This window comes from Ruegeria spongiae (assembly GCF_023502395.1).
GTDB lineage: Bacteria > Pseudomonadota > Alphaproteobacteria > Rhodobacterales > Rhodobacteraceae > Ruegeria_C > Ruegeria_C spongiae.
In genome coordinates, this window is the sequence record NZ_JAMFMB010000023.1 from 59,349 (window position 1) to 75,926 (window position 16,578).

Annotated in this window: 14 protein-coding genes and 2 pseudogenes; 7 read left to right on the forward strand and 9 right to left on the reverse strand. The window is 55.3% G+C overall.

Annotated elements, in window-relative coordinates; genetic code table 11:
• Positions 1-4 precede the first annotated feature (4 nt).
• The 4 genes from hisD to M3P21_RS16610 form a co-directional block, all read right to left on the reverse strand.
• Positions 5-1,333, reverse strand: a complete 1,329-nt coding sequence (gene hisD / locus M3P21_RS16595) for a histidinol dehydrogenase (protein ID WP_249711657.1) — start codon at positions 1,331-1,333, stop codon at positions 5-7.
• A 9-nt stretch (positions 1,334-1,342) separates the two neighbouring features.
• Positions 1,343-2,290 (reverse strand): ester cyclase, encoded by a 948-nt coding sequence (locus tag M3P21_RS16600; RefSeq protein WP_249711659.1) that lies wholly within the window; start codon positions 2,288-2,290, stop codon positions 1,343-1,345.
• Positions 2,290-2,826 (reverse strand): ester cyclase, encoded by a 537-nt coding sequence (locus M3P21_RS16605; RefSeq protein ID WP_249711661.1) that lies wholly within the window; start codon positions 2,824-2,826, stop codon positions 2,290-2,292. The genes M3P21_RS16600 and M3P21_RS16605 overlap by 1 nt, the downstream gene beginning before the upstream one ends.
• A gap of 108 nt (positions 2,827-2,934) precedes the next feature.
• Positions 2,935-3,981 (reverse strand): ABC transporter ATP-binding protein, encoded by a 1,047-nt coding sequence (locus M3P21_RS16610; RefSeq protein ID WP_249711664.1) that lies wholly within the window; start codon positions 3,979-3,981, stop codon positions 2,935-2,937.
• Between the two features lie 284 nt (positions 3,982-4,265).
• Here M3P21_RS16610 and M3P21_RS16615 point away from each other — a divergent pair, with 284 nt between their 5' ends.
• The 5 genes from M3P21_RS16615 to M3P21_RS16635 all read left to right on the forward strand — a co-directional run bounded on the left by M3P21_RS16615 (position 4,266) and on the right by M3P21_RS16635 (position 9,718).
• Positions 4,266-5,498, forward strand: coding sequence for an ABC transporter substrate-binding protein (locus tag M3P21_RS16615; protein ID WP_249711665.1), 1,233 nt, complete (start codon positions 4,266-4,268; stop codon positions 5,496-5,498).
• A 77-nt stretch (positions 5,499-5,575) separates the two neighbouring features.
• A complete protein-coding gene (locus tag M3P21_RS16620) occupies positions 5,576-6,607 on the forward strand; it encodes a carbohydrate ABC transporter permease (RefSeq protein ID WP_249711667.1) in 1,032 nt (343 codons plus the stop codon).
• A 2-nt stretch (positions 6,608-6,609) separates the two neighbouring features.
• The gene (locus M3P21_RS16625; RefSeq protein WP_249711669.1) at positions 6,610-7,494 is read left to right on the forward strand and encodes a carbohydrate ABC transporter permease; all 885 of its coding nucleotides are present in this window, start codon (positions 6,610-6,612) and stop codon (positions 7,492-7,494) included.
• Positions 7,495-7,541: 47 nt separating this feature from the next.
• Positions 7,542-8,678: a nuclear transport factor 2 family protein gene (locus M3P21_RS16630; RefSeq protein WP_249711671.1), complete on the forward strand. Its 1,137-nt coding sequence runs from the start codon at positions 7,542-7,544 to the stop codon at positions 8,676-8,678.
• 47 nt (positions 8,679-8,725) lie between these two features.
• Positions 8,726-9,718 (forward strand): nuclear transport factor 2 family protein, encoded by a 993-nt coding sequence (locus tag M3P21_RS16635; protein ID WP_249711673.1) that lies wholly within the window; start codon positions 8,726-8,728, stop codon positions 9,716-9,718.
• A gap of 284 nt (positions 9,719-10,002) precedes the next feature.
• Here M3P21_RS16635 and M3P21_RS16640 read toward each other — a convergent pair.
• The 4 genes and pseudogenes from M3P21_RS16640 to M3P21_RS16645 form a co-directional block, all read right to left on the reverse strand.
• A pseudogene (locus tag M3P21_RS16640) lies at positions 10,003-10,269 on the reverse strand (IS3 family transposase); the annotation flags it as partial.
• A 33-nt stretch (positions 10,270-10,302) separates the two neighbouring features.
• Positions 10,303-10,542, reverse strand: coding sequence for a calcium-binding protein (locus M3P21_RS22755; RefSeq protein WP_373320057.1), 240 nt, complete (start codon positions 10,540-10,542; stop codon positions 10,303-10,305).
• A pseudogene (locus M3P21_RS22760) lies at positions 10,522-10,605 on the reverse strand (hypothetical protein); the annotation flags it as partial. The gene M3P21_RS22755 and the pseudogene M3P21_RS22760, both read right to left, overlap by 21 nt.
• 37 nt (positions 10,606-10,642) lie before the next feature.
• Positions 10,643-11,200: a GNAT family N-acetyltransferase gene (locus tag M3P21_RS16645; protein ID WP_249711675.1), complete on the reverse strand. Its 558-nt coding sequence runs from the start codon at positions 11,198-11,200 to the stop codon at positions 10,643-10,645.
• Positions 11,201-11,315: 115 nt separating this feature from the next.
• Between M3P21_RS16645 and M3P21_RS16650 the strand changes: the two genes are divergently transcribed.
• Positions 11,316-12,167, forward strand: coding sequence for a LysR family transcriptional regulator (locus tag M3P21_RS16650; protein WP_249711676.1), 852 nt, complete (start codon positions 11,316-11,318; stop codon positions 12,165-12,167).
• A 337-nt stretch (positions 12,168-12,504) separates the two neighbouring features.
• On the opposite strand, the gene M3P21_RS16655 is transcribed toward M3P21_RS16650, so the two are convergent.
• Positions 12,505-13,512, reverse strand: coding sequence for a glycoside hydrolase domain-containing protein (locus tag M3P21_RS16655; protein ID WP_249711678.1), 1,008 nt, complete (start codon positions 13,510-13,512; stop codon positions 12,505-12,507).
• A gap of 418 nt (positions 13,513-13,930) precedes the next feature.
• Here M3P21_RS16655 and M3P21_RS16660 point away from each other — a divergent pair, with 418 nt between their 5' ends.
• Positions 13,931-16,432: a tetratricopeptide repeat protein gene (locus M3P21_RS16660; RefSeq protein WP_249711680.1), complete on the forward strand. Its 2,502-nt coding sequence runs from the start codon at positions 13,931-13,933 to the stop codon at positions 16,430-16,432.
• Positions 16,433-16,578: the final 146 nt, after the last annotated feature.

Below are 16,578 nucleotides of genomic sequence, written 5' to 3' on the forward strand. Positions count from 1 at the left end.
GGTATTACTCGACGGTCTCAGCCGGCAACGCACGTTCGCCATAGGGAATATTGCGGCCGCCATAGCGCCGCACGCGAATGTTGCACTGCTCGGCATGGCCCACAAAACCCTCAAGCATGCAAAGGCGCGACCCGTATTCGCCGATCAGGGTAGCTGCCTCATCCGTCGTCACTTTCTGGTAGCTGTGTGTTTTCAGGAACTTCCCAACCCAAAGACCGCCGGTATAGCGACCAGCCTTTTTGGTCGGCAGCGTGTGGTTGGTGCCAATGACCTTGTCACCATTGGCCACGTTGGTGCGCGGGCCGAGGAACAGCGCGCCGTAGGAGTGCATGTTCTCAAGATACCAGCCGTCCCGATCGGTCATGATCTGCACATGCTCGTAGGCCATCTCATTGGCGATCGCGAGCATTTCTTCATGGGTGTCACACAGGATCACGTCACCATAATCTTTCCAAGACGCTGCTGCGGTTTCTCGGGTGGGAAGGATGCTGAGCAGCCTGTCGATTTCGGACAGTGTTCCTTCAGCGAGGCTGCGTGAATTGGTGATCAGGCACGCAGGCGAGTTGTACCCATGCTCGGCTTGGCCCACCAGATCTGTTGCGCACATCTCGGCATCCACGGTGTCATCGGCGATGACCATCGTCTCGGTCGGGCCCGCGAACAGGTCAATACCAACGCGACCGAACAGCTGCCGCTTGGCTTCTGCCACAAAGGCGTTGCCGGGGCCGACGATCATATGAACGGGATCGATGGTTTCGGACCCGATCGCCATGGCGCCAACGGCCTGAATACCGCCCAGAGCATAAATCTCATGGGCGCCGCCCAAATGCATCGCTGCAACGATCGCGGGATGCGGCGCGCCGTCCACCGGAGGTGCCGACGCGATGATCCGGGGCACGCCCGCGACCTGCGCCGTCAGCACCGACATATGAGCCGAGGCCACCATTGGAAACTTGCCACCGGGCACGTAACAGCCAACCGACTGCACCGGAATGTTCTTGTGGCCCAGAATGACGCCGGGCAGGGTTTCGGTCTCGATATCCGTCATCGAGGCGCGCTGCGCTTCGGCGAAGCAGCGGATCTGCGATTGGGCGAACTTGATGTCTGCCATATCGCGGGCCGAGACCTTTTGCATGGCGGCTTCGATCTCGGACGCATTCAGGCGAAACGATGCGGGGCTGTAGCTGTCGAATTTTTTGCTCAAATCGCGGATTGCGGCGTCACCCCGGGTTTCGATATCTGCTAGGGTCGCCTCGACAACCTTGCGCACCTTTGCGTCGTCTTCGGCGCGCGCCTCGGCAGTTTTGTTGATCTTGAGATACTTGATCGACATGTTCATCTCCTAATTGGCAGGATGCGCGTTTCGATCAGCTGGAATGGCGTTTTCCCAACCCATGCCGCGAAAGACATCACCGCCCAACTGTTTCACAACACTCGCAAAATCGACGCGCACAATGTTTTCTGCGATTTTCCAACCATCGATGCGCCAGAAGTCGATATAAGGAATGCGGATGGCCTGACCGGTGGCGGGCATGCCCATGAAATCGGTTTCCAGGGTCGCGTGGCACGCACCGAAACAGGCGGCCCAATCCCCATCCTGCATGAAATGCCGGGTCCGGAAATCCCGATTACCGAAGAAGTCGCGGAAGGGCAGATACCAGCCCCGCTCAAACTCTTGCAAACCGTGTTTGAGCCCGCAGCCATAATTGGCGTCCCAGACGAAGTCATCGTGAAAGTACTCCGAGACATCAACGTCCGAGCGTTGTAGCGCGGCCTCCATTGCGTGCACGACATCCAGCGGCTTTGCAGCTGCGCCATGGCTCTGCTGACCACGCCAAAGACGGGCCACGGGTGGGTCTAGGCGGTCCCAACCTTTGCCATCGAACACATCCCAACCCAATTGTGCGGCAACGCCCGCCAGATCGACGCTGACCTTGTTATAAGCGATGCGCCCGTCGCGGACCTGCCAGAAATCCACATACGATATGCGCAGCGGTCGACCCGTTGCCGGAATGCCCATGAAGTCGCCCGTATGGGTGGCGTGACAGGTCCCGGCGCAGGCTGCCCAGTCCCCATCTTCAAGCCAGATCGGTGTGTCAAAGCGGCGATCGCCGAATGCGGCCCTGAACGGCTGCTGCCACCCCTCTTCGAAGGCGGTCAGCCCAGACTTACGGCCACACCCCACGTTGCCGTCCCAGATGAAATCTCCGTGGAACCAAGGCGACATGTCGGCTTCGGACCGCCCGAGCGCTTGTTCCATGTCTTTGACCAGATCCAGAACTGCTCCCATTATGCGGGTTCCTTGGGTTGGGGCGGCTTGGCGTCTCCGCGATCAAATGCCTCCCAACCTTTGCCGTCGAAGACGTCATGCCCGAGCTGTGACAACACATGCGGAAAATCAACCATGACCCAGTTGTCGACTATCTTGCCGTCGACGACCTTCCAGAAATCCATATAGCGGATGTCGACGCGCTTGCCGGTTGGGGCCAACCCCATGAACTCACCGGAATGAGTTGCCTCTTGCCGTCCAAAAGCTGCGGCCCATTCGCCCATGTAAAGACGCGCTTCGTCGACACATACCTTATCGGAAAAAGCCGCCTGGAACGGGCGTTGCCAGTTGTCCTGGAACTCTTTCAGCCCGGTCTTGGTGCCACATCCGAAATTGCCAATCCACCGGAAGCCATGGGCGAAAAAGTCGCCAATGTCGTCGATGCGGTGGTCGTTCAGACCGTCCACCATGGTTTCGATGACGTTGCGCGTCTCTTCAGTTCTGCCGAGATCCGTATCGCGGCTCAGCACGGCCTGCTCCGGTCGGGACCCCTTCATGCCGTTTCCTCCATGCCTACTTAAAACAGTTGTTGCTGAACGTGGTCAGCACAGCGCCGCGCCATCACGTAAGCCGGGCGCATTCATCGAACATGTCGCCGTAGTGAGTCATTCCAGACGGTCGCCGGTCTTGGCGTCGAAGAGGTGGCAGATCTCAGCGGGAATGTTCACGGCGGTGTGGTCGCCAATCTCGGCTCGGTAGTCCTTGGCCGCCCGGATGGACGCAACGGTTCCACCCATTTTCAACGTGGCAATTGTGGCGTCGCCCAGCAGCTCAAGCGAATAAAGCGGAGCCGAGGATGCTCCATCAGGATCAAGTTCGGCGTCTTCTGCCCGAAAACCGAGGATCACTTTACCTTCATGCCTGGTTGCAAGCCCGCTGATCGAGACGTTTTGGCCCGTGAATGTGCCGCCCGAAATCTCGCCTTCCAGAAGGTTCATGGCGGGACTGCCGATAAAGCTGGCAACAAAGGTATTGGCGGGGGTGTCGTAAATGTCGGTCGGGGTGCCGACTTGCTGCACCACGCCTTTGCTCATTACCACCACACGATCTGCGAGAGTCATTGCTTCGATCTGGTCGTGGGTCACGTAAATCGTGGTCACCTGCAATTCGTGGCTGAGGTTCTTGATCTGATGTCGCGTCGACACACGCAGCTTGGCATCCAGATTCGACAGTGGCTCGTCCATCAGGAACACGTTGGGTTCCCGCACAATGGCGCGGGCGAGTGCAACGCGTTGCCGCTGACCGCCCGACAATTCGGCGGGACGGCGATGCATGAAATCAGTCAACTCGACCATCTCTGCCGCGCGCCTGACACGTTCATCGTGAGTCGACGGATCGGATTTCCGCACTTTCAGCGGAAAGCGGATATTCTCATAGACGTCCAAATTGGGGTAAAGCGCATAGCTCTGAAACACCATCGCAACGTCCCGGTCCTTTGGGTCCAAGTCATTGACCACCTGACCGTCAATGGTGATTTCACCTTCAGAGACATCTTCCAGACCCGCGATCATGCGCATGGTCGTGGTCTTGCCGCAGCCTGATGGGCCCAGCAGGACCAGAAACTCCTTATCGGCTATTGTCAGGTCGAAATTCTGCACCCCGACAAACGATCCCCAACGCTTGGAAATGTTCTTCAGCTGAATCTCGGCCATTCCGGCTCCATCCTTTGCATGCGTTCCCATTAAAACTGTCAGCGAATGCAAAATTAGGCAAGAAGAAAATATTCAGCGGGATCGTCGATGACCTTTTGAAATCAAAGTCAGTAGGTAGTTCCCTTAAATTTAACAGAAAAATCACTCTAGTAGGAAATTCTTGTCATGTGGCTATTTTTCAGCATAATGATGACTGCGAATGCACAATAGATCAATAAAATCGCGAGTCTCTTGCCTGCCCAAGCGCGCGCCTGGGCAACAGGGTCCAACCGGAGGAAACCAATATGTCTCTTATGAAAAGTTTTGCGACCGGTGCGGTTGCGGCGCTTATGGCGACCGCCGCCTATGCCGAGTGTGAAATCAGCAGCGGTAACGTTAACGTTCTGGCGAACGACTTTCCGGCACTAAAGGCGATCACGGAAACCGCCGCCGAATGTGCAAGTGGCGGTGCAACAGTATCGGCCAACCACAACAAGGATTTCCGCAATATCACCGTTCAGGCGCTGACACCAAATCCGGCGGAATACACCTCCGTTGTCGTCGCGAACTCCTCCATTGTTCCATTGCTGAACGAAGGCCTGCTGCGCCCGCTTGACGATCTGGTCGCCAAACACGGTCAGGGCATTCCCAAAAACCAGTTGATCACCATTGATGGAAAGATCATGGCGATCGCCTTCATGGCCAACGCCCAACATCTGTTCCTCCGTCAGGACATTCTGGACCAGATCGGGAAGCCAGCGCCTGCGACCTGGGAAGAGGTTGCCGAAACCGCTCAGGCGATCAAAGACGCGGGCATCATGGATCACCCGTTCGCGTTCCTCAGCATGTCTGACTGGAACCTGGGCGAGGAATTCGTGAACATGTATCTCGGGCATGGCGGCGAATTCTTCAAGCCGGGCACGGCTGAACCGGCGATAAACAACGAATTGGGCGTCGCCACCCTGAACATGCTGAAAGAACTCGTGGCGCTCTCCAACCCGGATTTCCTGACCTACAACACTGCAACCGTCGTGCCGATCTGGAAATCGGGCGATCTGGCGATCGCGCAACTTTGGGGTTCAAGCGGTGGTGAACTGCTGAGCGGTGAAGGCGCGGAAGAGGGCGTGGCCGAAAACACCGTACTTGTCGGCGCCCCGACCGTTGCAGGAGGGTCCACACCTGCATCTTCGCTTTGGTGGGATGGCTTCACCATCGCAAAGAACATCTCGGATGAGGATGCCGAGGCAACCTTTCTGGCAATGATGCATGGCATTTCGGACAAGATGGTCGAGGCAAACAACGATGCCGCTGTCTGGTTGATGGACTCCTACACACCGGGACTGGCGGCAGCAGGCGTCGCGCAGACCGCTGCCGCAGGTGCAGAGCCCTATCCGATGCTGCCTTACATGGGGCTGTTGCATCAGGCCGTCTTTGAAGAACTGCCCGATTTCCTGCAGGGCAATGAAAGCGCAGAAAAGACACTGGCAGACATCGAGGCTGCATATGTCGCTGCAGCGCAAGAGGCCGGTTACCTCTAAAGGTCAACTCCGGGGCCGCCCTCGCGCCGCCCCGGAGTATTCCACCTAGATCGCTATGCTGACGTAGGAATTGGGCTATGAAACACCGCACATTTTTCTGGTTTATCCTGCCGTCTCTGGCTGCAATGTTCTTTTTCATTGCTCTGCCCATCGTGTCAGTTGCCGTGCAGTCGCTGTTTGTGGAACACGAGCAGATCATGACCGAGGTCGAGAATTGTGGGCCGTTCAAATGTGAAACGGTCTTGCAGGTCGACACCGAAGCGACAGCAGCCCTGCAGGAAGAAGCCCCCCTGGGGCGGTTCAACGGCCTTGGAACCTATACCAACCGAAAGCACCTGGCGTTCAAAGAAGTAGGCGTTGCCTGGGATGAGACAGAGACACTCGGCGAATTCATGTCAGAACTGATCAATCTACCGTTCTACAAGGCCCTGTTCTTTACGCTTACCTATACGGCGGTGGTCACACCGTTTGTCATTTTTTTGGGACTTGGTGTCGCTTTGGCGGTGAACACCTTGCCGCGGATTGTCAAAGGGCCAACGATCTTTGTGTCGCTGCTGCCGATGATCGTCACACCCCTGATTGGCGCGCTGATCCTGTTCTGGATGGTCGATGCTGACGGTATTATCGGCGCGACGCTGCAAAGGATTTTCAACGATCCCAACTTGTCACTTAAGGCTTCGACGCCCCTGACATGGATGATGCTGATCGTTTATGGCATCTGGAGTTCGACGCCCTTCAGCTTCATCGTCTTTTATGCTGGACTGCAAACCGTCCCCTCCGAGACGCTTGAGGCAGCAAAGATCGACGGTGCCTCACGATGGCAGGCCATTCGTTATGTCGTGGTGCCTTACATGATGCCTCTGGTGGTTTTCATCACATTGATGCAATTGATGGACAACTTCCGGGTATTCGAACCGATCATCAGCTTCTCGGCTTCCGCCAAGGCGACGTCGCTATCCTGGATAATTTTCAACGACCTGCGCGGCGGTGATATTCAATTGTTTGGCTCCGCCGGGGCCACATCGATCCTGACCATCCTCGGTGTCGCTATCCTGCTTTCACCCGTATTGATACGTACCTGGCGCGACTTTAACCGGAAGAGGGCTTGATCATGTCATCATCTGTTGCACAGAGGCGTTCTAAAGGGCTGATCTGGTTCACCACAAGCTTTGTTGTCCTATGGATCTTCATCGCCGCCGGACCCTTCCTGTGGACGGTCTGGGGCTCGTTCAAGGTTCAACCCGATTTCTTCTCCAAGACAGACTGGCGGAATGCGCTCTATGGCGTGATGACGACTGCGGAAACTGGAAGTGCCTTTACCGGCGGGGGCTACTATGGCGCGTGGGTCGAGCAGGAGTTCTGGCGCAACACGATCAACACCGGGATTGTCGTGTTCTTCACTGTGGTGATCTCTTTGACCTTCGGCACCCTTGGTGGGTATGCGCTGGCGCGGTCAGGCTTTCGCTATGCATTCTGGCTGTTGATGGCGGGTCTGGTTTTCCGGGCTATGCCGCATATCACTTTGGTTTCGGGCTATCTGCTGCCGTTCTTTGAATGGAACGTCTGGGGCAAGCTATCAACGACCATCATCGTTCTGGTGGCAATCAACCAGCCGTTTACCCTTTGGATGCTGCATTCGTTCTTCCTGAACATTCCCAAAGACATGGATGAAAGCGCCATGGTTGATGGCTGCACGCGGTTCCAGGCGTTTCGCTATGTAATCATTCCGGTCATGTGGCCGGGGGTGATCACCACCGGGTTGTTCAGTTTCCTGCTCGCCTATAACGACTTTGCCGTTACTGCGGTGTTGCTGAGCTCTGAAAATCAGACAATGGTTCCGCGTATCTACAGCTTCCTTGGCACCGTGCGCGAAACCGGGGATGTGATGTTTGCCGTGGCAGCGGTTGTCAGCGCCATGGTCCCGCTGTTCTTTCTCGTTCTGTTCTTCCAGCGCCAGATCGTCAGCGGTCTGACCGCCGGTGCGGTGAAAGGATGATAGCGAGCCGAGTTGATTTGACCACGCCGTTCTCAACAGGAGAGAAAATGTCACGCGACTATGGATCGGCGCAGCCGCTTGAGCGCCGACACATGCCCACGCGCTTTGATGTGTCGTTGCGCAGCTATACGAACAACCGCACCATTCGCATCCCGGATGAGTTTGGCCCGAAGCAGCGCCTTCGCGGGTTTGATCCCGAATACAACAATATCGTCGACTATATCGTTCGCATAACTCACCGCATTTGGGAAACCGAGGCGCGTGAGGTCGACTATATAGGGGCCTGCTATGCTCCGACGTCTTTGATCTACGACGACTATGGTTTGCAGACCGGCAGCAAGAAGATCATTGCCGATACCCATCATACCACCGGTGCTATTCCCGATATCATCCTGGATGCAGAAGAGGTGATTTGGGCCGGGGATGACACGGTCGGCTTTCACACCTCACACCTGACACGGATCATCGGGACCAACACCGGTGACAGCCGCTATGGGTCGGCAACCGGCAAGAAGGTCAGCGTCATGGTGATTGCCAATTGCGTGGCGCTGGGGAATGATATCTTCCTCGAGCATGTGCTCTACAACACGTCGGCCATGTTGCGGCAGCTTGGCATTGACCTGTGGGACGAGGCCGACCGGCTTGCGGCCGACCCGCCTCGGGGATGGCCGCGCAGCCAGCAGATATGGAACGACCTGCGCCGGTCCGCCGCCCCAACGAAACCGATTTCTGCCAGTGACCCGGTCGATGGCTTTGATCCCGATGCCTTTGCGCGGGACCTGCATGACAATATCTGGAACGGCGATATGAGCATGGTCGATGCTCGCTATGTTCCCGACCTGCCCTTTGAAGGACCGACCGAACGCCGCTTCAACGACAGCGCAGCCTACAAGGGTTACGTAAACACCCTGCGCCGTGCCTTTCCCGACCTCTCGTTTCAGGTGGATGAAGTGTATTGGATGGGCAATGACGAAGACGGATGGTTGATTTCAACCCGTTGGAGCGCCGAAGGAACGCATAGCGGTGACACCAATTTGTATCGCGTCGCAAGCGGCGCGGCTTGTCAGATCTGGGGCATCACTCAATGGCGCGTCAAGGATAGACGGGTTGAGCAGGAATGGCAGCTTTTTAACGAATTGGATCTGATGATGCAGATCGCCAGCGCGCGCCGGGATACAATCTGAGAGAAACCACAGACAGGCGACCTAATCTGCAACGTGAAAGAAAAAACATGTTGGATTTACAATCTGCAAAAAACCTCGTTCGGGCCTACTTTGAGGCGCTCAATGACGAACCGGTAGCTGCGGCCAAGCGCTATTTCGCCCCGGATGCCATCTGGCGCGGCTATCATCCCTTCCACGAAATCCACGACCCGGTCGAAGTGGCTGAACGGTTCTGGAAGCCGCTGCAGAGCGGTCTGCGCAGGATGCAGCGCCGGTTGGATATTTTTATGGCTGGCGATAACCATCTTGAGGCGGGTGGTGTCTGGGTTGCTTCGATGGGCCACCTGATGGGTCTGTTCGACGCATCCTGGCTGAACATCCCCCACACCAACAAAATTGCCATGCTGCGATATGCGGAATTTCATCGCGTGGAAGGAGACAAGATCACAGATACGGCAATGTTCTTCGATATTCCGCATCTGATGGCCCAGGCGGGACTGAAGCTGTTCCCGTCGCAGACGGGTGCGCAGTTGGTGCAACCGGGTCCGATGACTCATACGGGCGTCATGTTCGACACTCAAGATTCTGAAGAGGGGCGCAAAACACTCGCCGCGATCGAGTTCATGATAGAAGATATCCGTGACTGGAAGGGGCGGGAAGAGCTAGGTCTGGAAGAAGAACTGCCTCGCAGCTGGAATGACGACATGATCTGGTGGGGGCCGACTGGAATTGGCGCGACCTATACGATTGAGCGATACATCAAGCAGCATTCAGGACCCTTCCGTGATGGACTGGCTGATCGCGCTTTCAACGGCCACATTGCGCGTATTGCTGAAGGTGAATTTGGCGGATTTTTTGGCTGGCCAAATCTGACACTCAGACCATCGGGGGGATTTATGGGTATGCCTGCCACCGACAAACTCAGCGACATGCGGGTGATTGATATGTATCGGCGTTCCGGCGACAAGCTGACCGAGAACTGGATATTTATCGATCTACTGCATTTCTGGAACCAGCAAGGTGTCGATCTGCTTTCACGCGTTCCGCATATGCGCAGCTAAGGGGGTACGGATCGATTGGACATCCCCTGATTTCTCTTCTGGTAGGTCGTGGGGAAGGAAGCCATCAGGAGGTTAACTGTTTGCTCCCTTGATTTGATGGTGTGACCCATTCATTGGAATGGAAGGAAGCGCTGTGGGACAAGTTCGTCACGGGGGCGCCACGTACCGTTGCCCGGCCAGGAGAGCCGCCACTCAATTGCTCAGAGTTTCGTCCGTTTGCCAAGAGCGATCACAAGGCCCTTGTCGACGACGCGCTGCTTCAGTGATTGCGCGGGAGTACGGTGTCACCCAACGGTTCGAAGCGTTTTGCGACGGGTTTGTGTCAGCCCCTTTTTTCTCGGTGGCGGCCTAGCAACTGTGTCTATTCTCTGAGCTGAAGTCCAGATTTTGCAGATGTATTCATATGGCGTGAGACCGCTTAGTGTCTTCAAACGGCGAGCGTAGTTGTAGGCATCGAGGAAGTCGGTCAAGTACGAGCAAAGCTGGTCGTGGCTTTCATAGTGATACCGCTTGACGGTTGCGTCCTTGATTGTGCGGCTCATCCGCTCGACCTAGCCGTTTTCAGGGGATTTGGTCCAATGGTATCAAGCGTCAGCAACAATGGGAGAGTTTGGGGAAATCTGATAAGAGAGGGATTCTGGCTCATCGTAACCGCCAAGGAGTGGAGATGAGAAAGAAACCCTGAACCTAGCGGAGCCCGATCGACCGTGAAGCACGTCCGAATCCCGGCCGCCATACAGGTCATCGTTGCCGAACCCGCCCCAGAGTTTGCCATCACCGTAGCCACCATGGAGATCGTCATTACCGCTCTGGCCGTACAGCATGTCGTTGCTCGAATTGCCATAAAGATAGTCATTCCCTCGGTACCCCGCCAGCAGGTCATTGTCGTCGCCACCATAGAGGTAATTCGTATGTGCGCGGGGCCTAGACCGCCACGTCTTGTTTCAAGATCGGACCGGATAGGGGTTTGGCCATTTCAAGAGCGCCAAAATTCACTCCACCTGGCAGCGAGAGGTTCACCGGTCGCCCAGATCGGTAACCCAGATGTTGATAGAGAGGCACACCAGAGAGTGTTGCCGTCAGCGAGGCGTTGGCAAAACCTGCGGCCAGGATGCTCTGTTCAATCCTTTTCATCAGTTTGCCGCCGATGCCCCGGCGCGCCCATGTGGGGTGCACGTAGACGCTGCGAACCGTTGCTTTGGGTACGCTGGCAGCCGGATCGTCGACAGAATTGCATCTGCTGTATGATGCCTGTCGCATAGACCACCCCCCAGCGCCGACAAGAATACCCCCGAGTGAGGCGATGAAATACGTGCCGTCTTCGATCAGATGATCGTCCATCGTACCGATCTCGGAAATGAAAGCATCAACCGCGTTGCGCGGATAGAAATCGGCACCCAATTGTCGCATGGCATGGGCCTGCATCAATCTAAGTGCCGTGCGGTTCGCCATCGAAGCAGTATGAATGACAAGGTCAGCCATCGATTTGCGTCCTTTTCTGTTTCTTGAACTTGACACTTTGAGGCTTGCGTCAAGTGTGATGAAAAAGCCAACGAGTAGTGTAAACATGGTCCATGAGCGATTCTCATGTGGTCCGATGAATACCGATCTGCTGAAGACATTTCTGGCGATTTGCGAGACGAAGAGCTTTACTGCTGCGGCTGATCGGGTGGGACGGACCCAGTCGGCGATCAGCTTGCAAATGCAAAGGCTTGAATTATCGCTTGGGCGCCCTTTGTTCGTACGCGGTAGTGGCACACTGGAAATGACTGAGCATGGCGTGCTGCTGCAATCACATGCCGCAAGAATTCTGGAAAGTGTTGCCGACGCCAAGGCCGCATTTGACGTTGGCAAGGTTGACGGCGTTGTCGTGCTTGGCGTGCCCGAGGATTACGCACCGAAGATCCTGGCGGATGTATTGCGCAGTTTTACTGAACTTTATCCGGCCGCGACCATAAACCTTGTCTTGGACGAATCCCGTCGATTAGTGCGGCATCTGGCTGAAGGGTCCGTTGATCTGGCCTTCATTACCGAGGGCGAAGGGCCAGTTGCGGATGGTCGCGTAGCGTTTCGCGACCAGATCGTTTGGGTTGGCCGCGAAGGCGGCGAATTGCATCACAAAGACCCGCTTCCAATCGCGATCTGGGATGAGAATGATGGATATTCGTCGCGTATGTTCAAGGCGCTTGCCGAAATGCAGCGGAGCTATCGGACGGTCGTCATCAGCCGCAGCATGACTGGTTTACGCGGTGCGGTTCAAAGCGGCATTGCCGTAAGTGCTATGATGCGAAGCAGTATCGTGCCGCCCATCCAGGAACTGACGGAGTTTGACGGTTTTCCACCACTGGATGAACTGCCCATAAGGCTGGAACGCGCTCACCAAAAGAAATCAACTTTGATGGACCGGTTAGAGGCACATCTATTGTTGTTGTTCAAGCAGACCGATTGATATTCTGCATCCGCTTTCAAGATTTCACCTGTCCGACGTCAGCGCTTAAGGGTCCAAATAGGGCAACCTTCCATTCCATTGAACGGATTGTACCATCAAACCCTGGGATCAAACACCTAAGCTCTGATCCTAGATAGCTGAATTCATTTCGCAGGTTCTCGAAGCGTTCTATAGTCCCCTAGATCAACAGGTAGAAGCTCTCATCGAGGCATTCAGGCGCAGCATTTTGGGCGGTATCTTCATGCGTGACGCTTTATCAGTTCGGAACGCGCAATCAAGTTGGCAATCTCGCCTCGGGCCTTTCTGGACAACAAATGCCCCTGACACCGCTTACAAATCACTTATACGTGGGCATCTGATCCGATGGCGCCAAAACATCCGATTTCACATATCCGGCAATCCGATCCGTGCCATCCAGCGACACCGCGTGCCACCCGTTCGCCGATTGCAATACGATTGGGTTATGAGCCAGCGTCAGCGTCTTCACGACGTCGGATTTGTCGCTGGGTTTCTCAAAAATCTCCGCCTTACGCACATTCGAAAAATAAAACTGATCCTTCAGCAAGAAAGACGTCGCAAAATCCTGTGGTTCCGCCGCTGCTTTGCGCCCAAAGTCGCCAATATCAGCGGCCATCGGATTGATAACATTCCCATCGACCTGATTTTCCCCAAACCACAGATGATGTGAAAACTGGAACAGGTTCCACCGTTCGGAATTGTAAAACTCCCGTGTGCCCGGCCACCCGCGCGACAAGGCCAGCCAACTCAAATCAACCAGTCCTGCGTCCAACAACCGCGCCAAAACCAATCCGGACCCGTAAGCCCCAATACGGTAACGGTTGCCACCCTGTTGAAACGCCGAATGCACCGCCGTGAAATACGCCATGACCCCTGCGATTTGCGCTGCTCCGTTCCAACTGCCATCAACCCCGAAATAAATGGCTGACCCTCCAGGTTGCCCAATCACACTTTCCGCATACTCCAACGCATGTTCGGCATCTGCTTTCCCGCGCTCAGCTGTGATGCTTTCCAGCTTGTCGTTGTTGTACTGGAAAACCGCGCCGATATTTATCCCGGCCTCCCACAGCGCCTGCGCCTCGGGTTTGCGCAGCACTTTGTGTGGCAGGTTCCGCTCCGGCTGATCTTTGTAGGCATAATACCGGAACACAGTCCGCACGTTCCGCTTTACCAGCATATCCATCATGCCCTTGCGCCGGGTCATATCAAACGCTGCATCAATCACCGTTGTCGGAATGAACGAAGGCAACTCCTGTGCAGATGACGCCGACGGACAGAGGAAACCTGCTCCCGCCATAGCCAGCATCTGTCGCCGTGAAATCTGCATCACTCCTCCTGAAAGGAACCATCACCGCGCAAACTACGCCAGGCCAAGGCGATGATTTCTGCTGTGCAACACCAATTCAAACCAAAATTTGCAGAAACGTTGATCACATCGTATCACCATACATCAATTTGATCTCGAAACTCACGCTTGACCGTCCTGGGGCGCGATCCGCCCTTGTCCCTATGGCGTCCTTGGTGGAACCCGCGCCAGTCCCACGCCCGGAGCGTCGGGCTGGAACTCGGACATTGAGGGCTCAAGCGACGTTGTCTCGAATGTGGTGATCGCGTTGGGAGGGCAGTTGCAACTCAGTCTCGCCGCTGTGCCGACTTGGCTCAATTTCTGGATTGTGTAATATTGCGAACACTGGGGCTGCTGCATGAATTTTCCGACTTAGATGGCATTTTGAAGAGTATTGATAATGCCCGCCACGAATGACCTCTCTTGGCCAGAAGCATATGATGAGCTTTTGCCACTCATTACTGACCTCTGGAAGGTCTCGGGCGAAATTTACTTTCACCAACAGCTAAGTGCGGGCAAATCAGGTGCCCTCGTGTACATTGTCGACATTACATGTGATGCTTTTAGCGGGCAGGCCATTCTCAAGTTGGATGCCCTTCCTGATCCAGAGTGGCAGGAAAAGACCGAAAACCAAAGGCATCGCGAAGCTTTCGAAGCGGTTCCCGGATTTGGATCCAAGCATCTCGCGCGTATTGTCCACTCGCTTGAACATGAGGGCAAAATCGCCATCCTTTCGACCGTTGTTGCCCACGGGCTGGAGTATTCTGTTCCCTGGAACGAGTGCGGCTACGAGTTAGCTCTGAACGTGATCGAAAGGCTTTCACGAAGCCTGTTTGATGACTGGAACGCCGACTACCAGATGGCACCTGGGATTCATGCACCTCAGGAGCTGCTTTCCCGCTGGCTCGGCTACCGCCTCGACCCTGAAGCCGGGCGCGTGCATCAGTTCCTTTCCGACGTCTGCAGTCAAGATCCGCATGAACCCTGCTTCTCATTTGAAGGGCATTGGTATCCCAACCCGCTGGCCTTTGCGCGCGATGAAAGTATGCCGAAGCGGCTGAACCTTCGCGCCGCCGAGGGTCGCGTGCATGGAGATCTTCACGGCTACAACGTTCTGGTGCGACCTCACCGAGGCCGTGACCCGGATTATTTTCTGATCGACCTGGCGATGTATCAGGACAAGCAGTTCTTGTTTTATGATCACGCATATTTTGAGTTGGCTTACCTGCTGGCGCGGCGCGGTAGCTGCGTTCCCGCCCAGTGGGATGCCATCCTTGACGATCTCGGCCTCTTTCATCCAAAGCACCACACCTTGGGACTTTGGCAGGATGACGTTGGCATCATGGAGTTTGTCAGAACACTGCGGCGAGAAGCGATGAGCTGGGTTGAACGGCACGAAAGCCATCGGCTCGGCTTTATGGAAAGCCAGTACTTGTTGGCCCGCGTCGCGGTCGGCCTCAATTTCGCCAACAAGACGATCAGTGACAGCGCGCGAAGCCACGCCTTCTTGTACGCCGCTCACAATCTCAAAGACTACATGACACTCAACAATGTTGATTGGCCCAGACATGGACCTGTGTTCCGCTTACCGGCGACACCCGTGCCGATGCTCGGCAGTCCTAGCGAAACCGAAGTCGCCACACCACGGACAGAGCCGCCAGCCGAGAAAGATCGCTTGTTCAACCGCATGGTCACTCAGCTTCCGATGCCACAGAAGCCCGTGATTGCGATATTGCCGTTCGAAAGCCTCAGTGAGCAAAGCGATCAAGATATATTCGTCGCCGGCATCAACCAAGAGCTCGCAACCGAGTTGGCAAAGGTGGACTGGCTGGCAGTTGTTTCGCCGATATCCACCAAGCTTCTCAAGGATGCATCATTGACCGGCGAAGAAATCGCTCAACGTCTCGGGGCTCATTACCTCGTGGAAGGCAGCGTGCGCTATGACGATCAGCGCGTCCGCATCACTGCGCATCTGGTCGATACATCAAGTGGGCATGATCTGTGGGCTGATCGCCTGGATCGAAAAAGAGAAGACGCGTTTTCGCTGCAAGAAGAGATTGCCTCGGCAGTTGTCGGGCACATTGACTGGGAATTGAGATTTGACCTGCGTGAGCAAGCTCGCCTGAAACGTGGTGAGGTCAATGTGTGGGACAGGGTTCAGAAAGCTCTGTGGCATCTATTCAAATTCACAAATGAGGATAACAAAAAAGCTCGGGACATATTATCCAACACCATCGACTTGACGCCAGACTACCCGCTTGCGCATGCGGTCATGGCGAATGCTTTGTTGCGGAAACTGTTCTTCGTTCAGGTCGATGACCGGGAAGACGCAAAGGAACGAGCGCTTTATCACGCAGATCGCGCCGTGACCCTTGATGAGCAAAGTAGTTTTGCGCACGCAACTCTCGCCCGTGTCTATTCCATGCTGAACAAGCACGATACTGCAATTGCTGAGGCAGAACTGGCCGTCAGTCTCAATCCTAGCGCCGCCAACGCCCATCTGGTTCTTGGCTATGTGCGGCTTGCAAATGGTCAGGTAGAGCTGGCGTTACCACATTTTGAGACAGCAATGCGGTTCGGTTCAACCGGGCCGTATTTCAAAGTCAAACTGTTAGCCAAAGCCTTTTGTCTTTATTTCCTTGGAGATGAGATGGACCAAGCCGAAGCTTGCGCGAGGACGGCCATGGAGGGAAAATCGGTCGGACCATTTGGTCACTATGTGCTGGCGGCCATTTTGATAAGACAATCGCGTATTGAAGAGGCGAGACGGATCACCAGCCAGGGGAACAAGATCCGTCCCGACATGACGATATCACGAACGAGACTTGCGCTTGAAAATCTCAGGAATAACGACCTGGACAGATTCTTCGATGATCTGAGCAAGGCAGGTCTACATGAATAACCCGTCGAAGAACTGAATTGCGCGAGAACCGAAGATGCAAAAGGCTTTGTCGCAAACTCTTACTCAAAGAGAAAATATCCTATCTACCTGACACCGTTATCCCGCGAGGGCTGCAAATGGTGTTGTCACATTACCCTTCGTTCAGT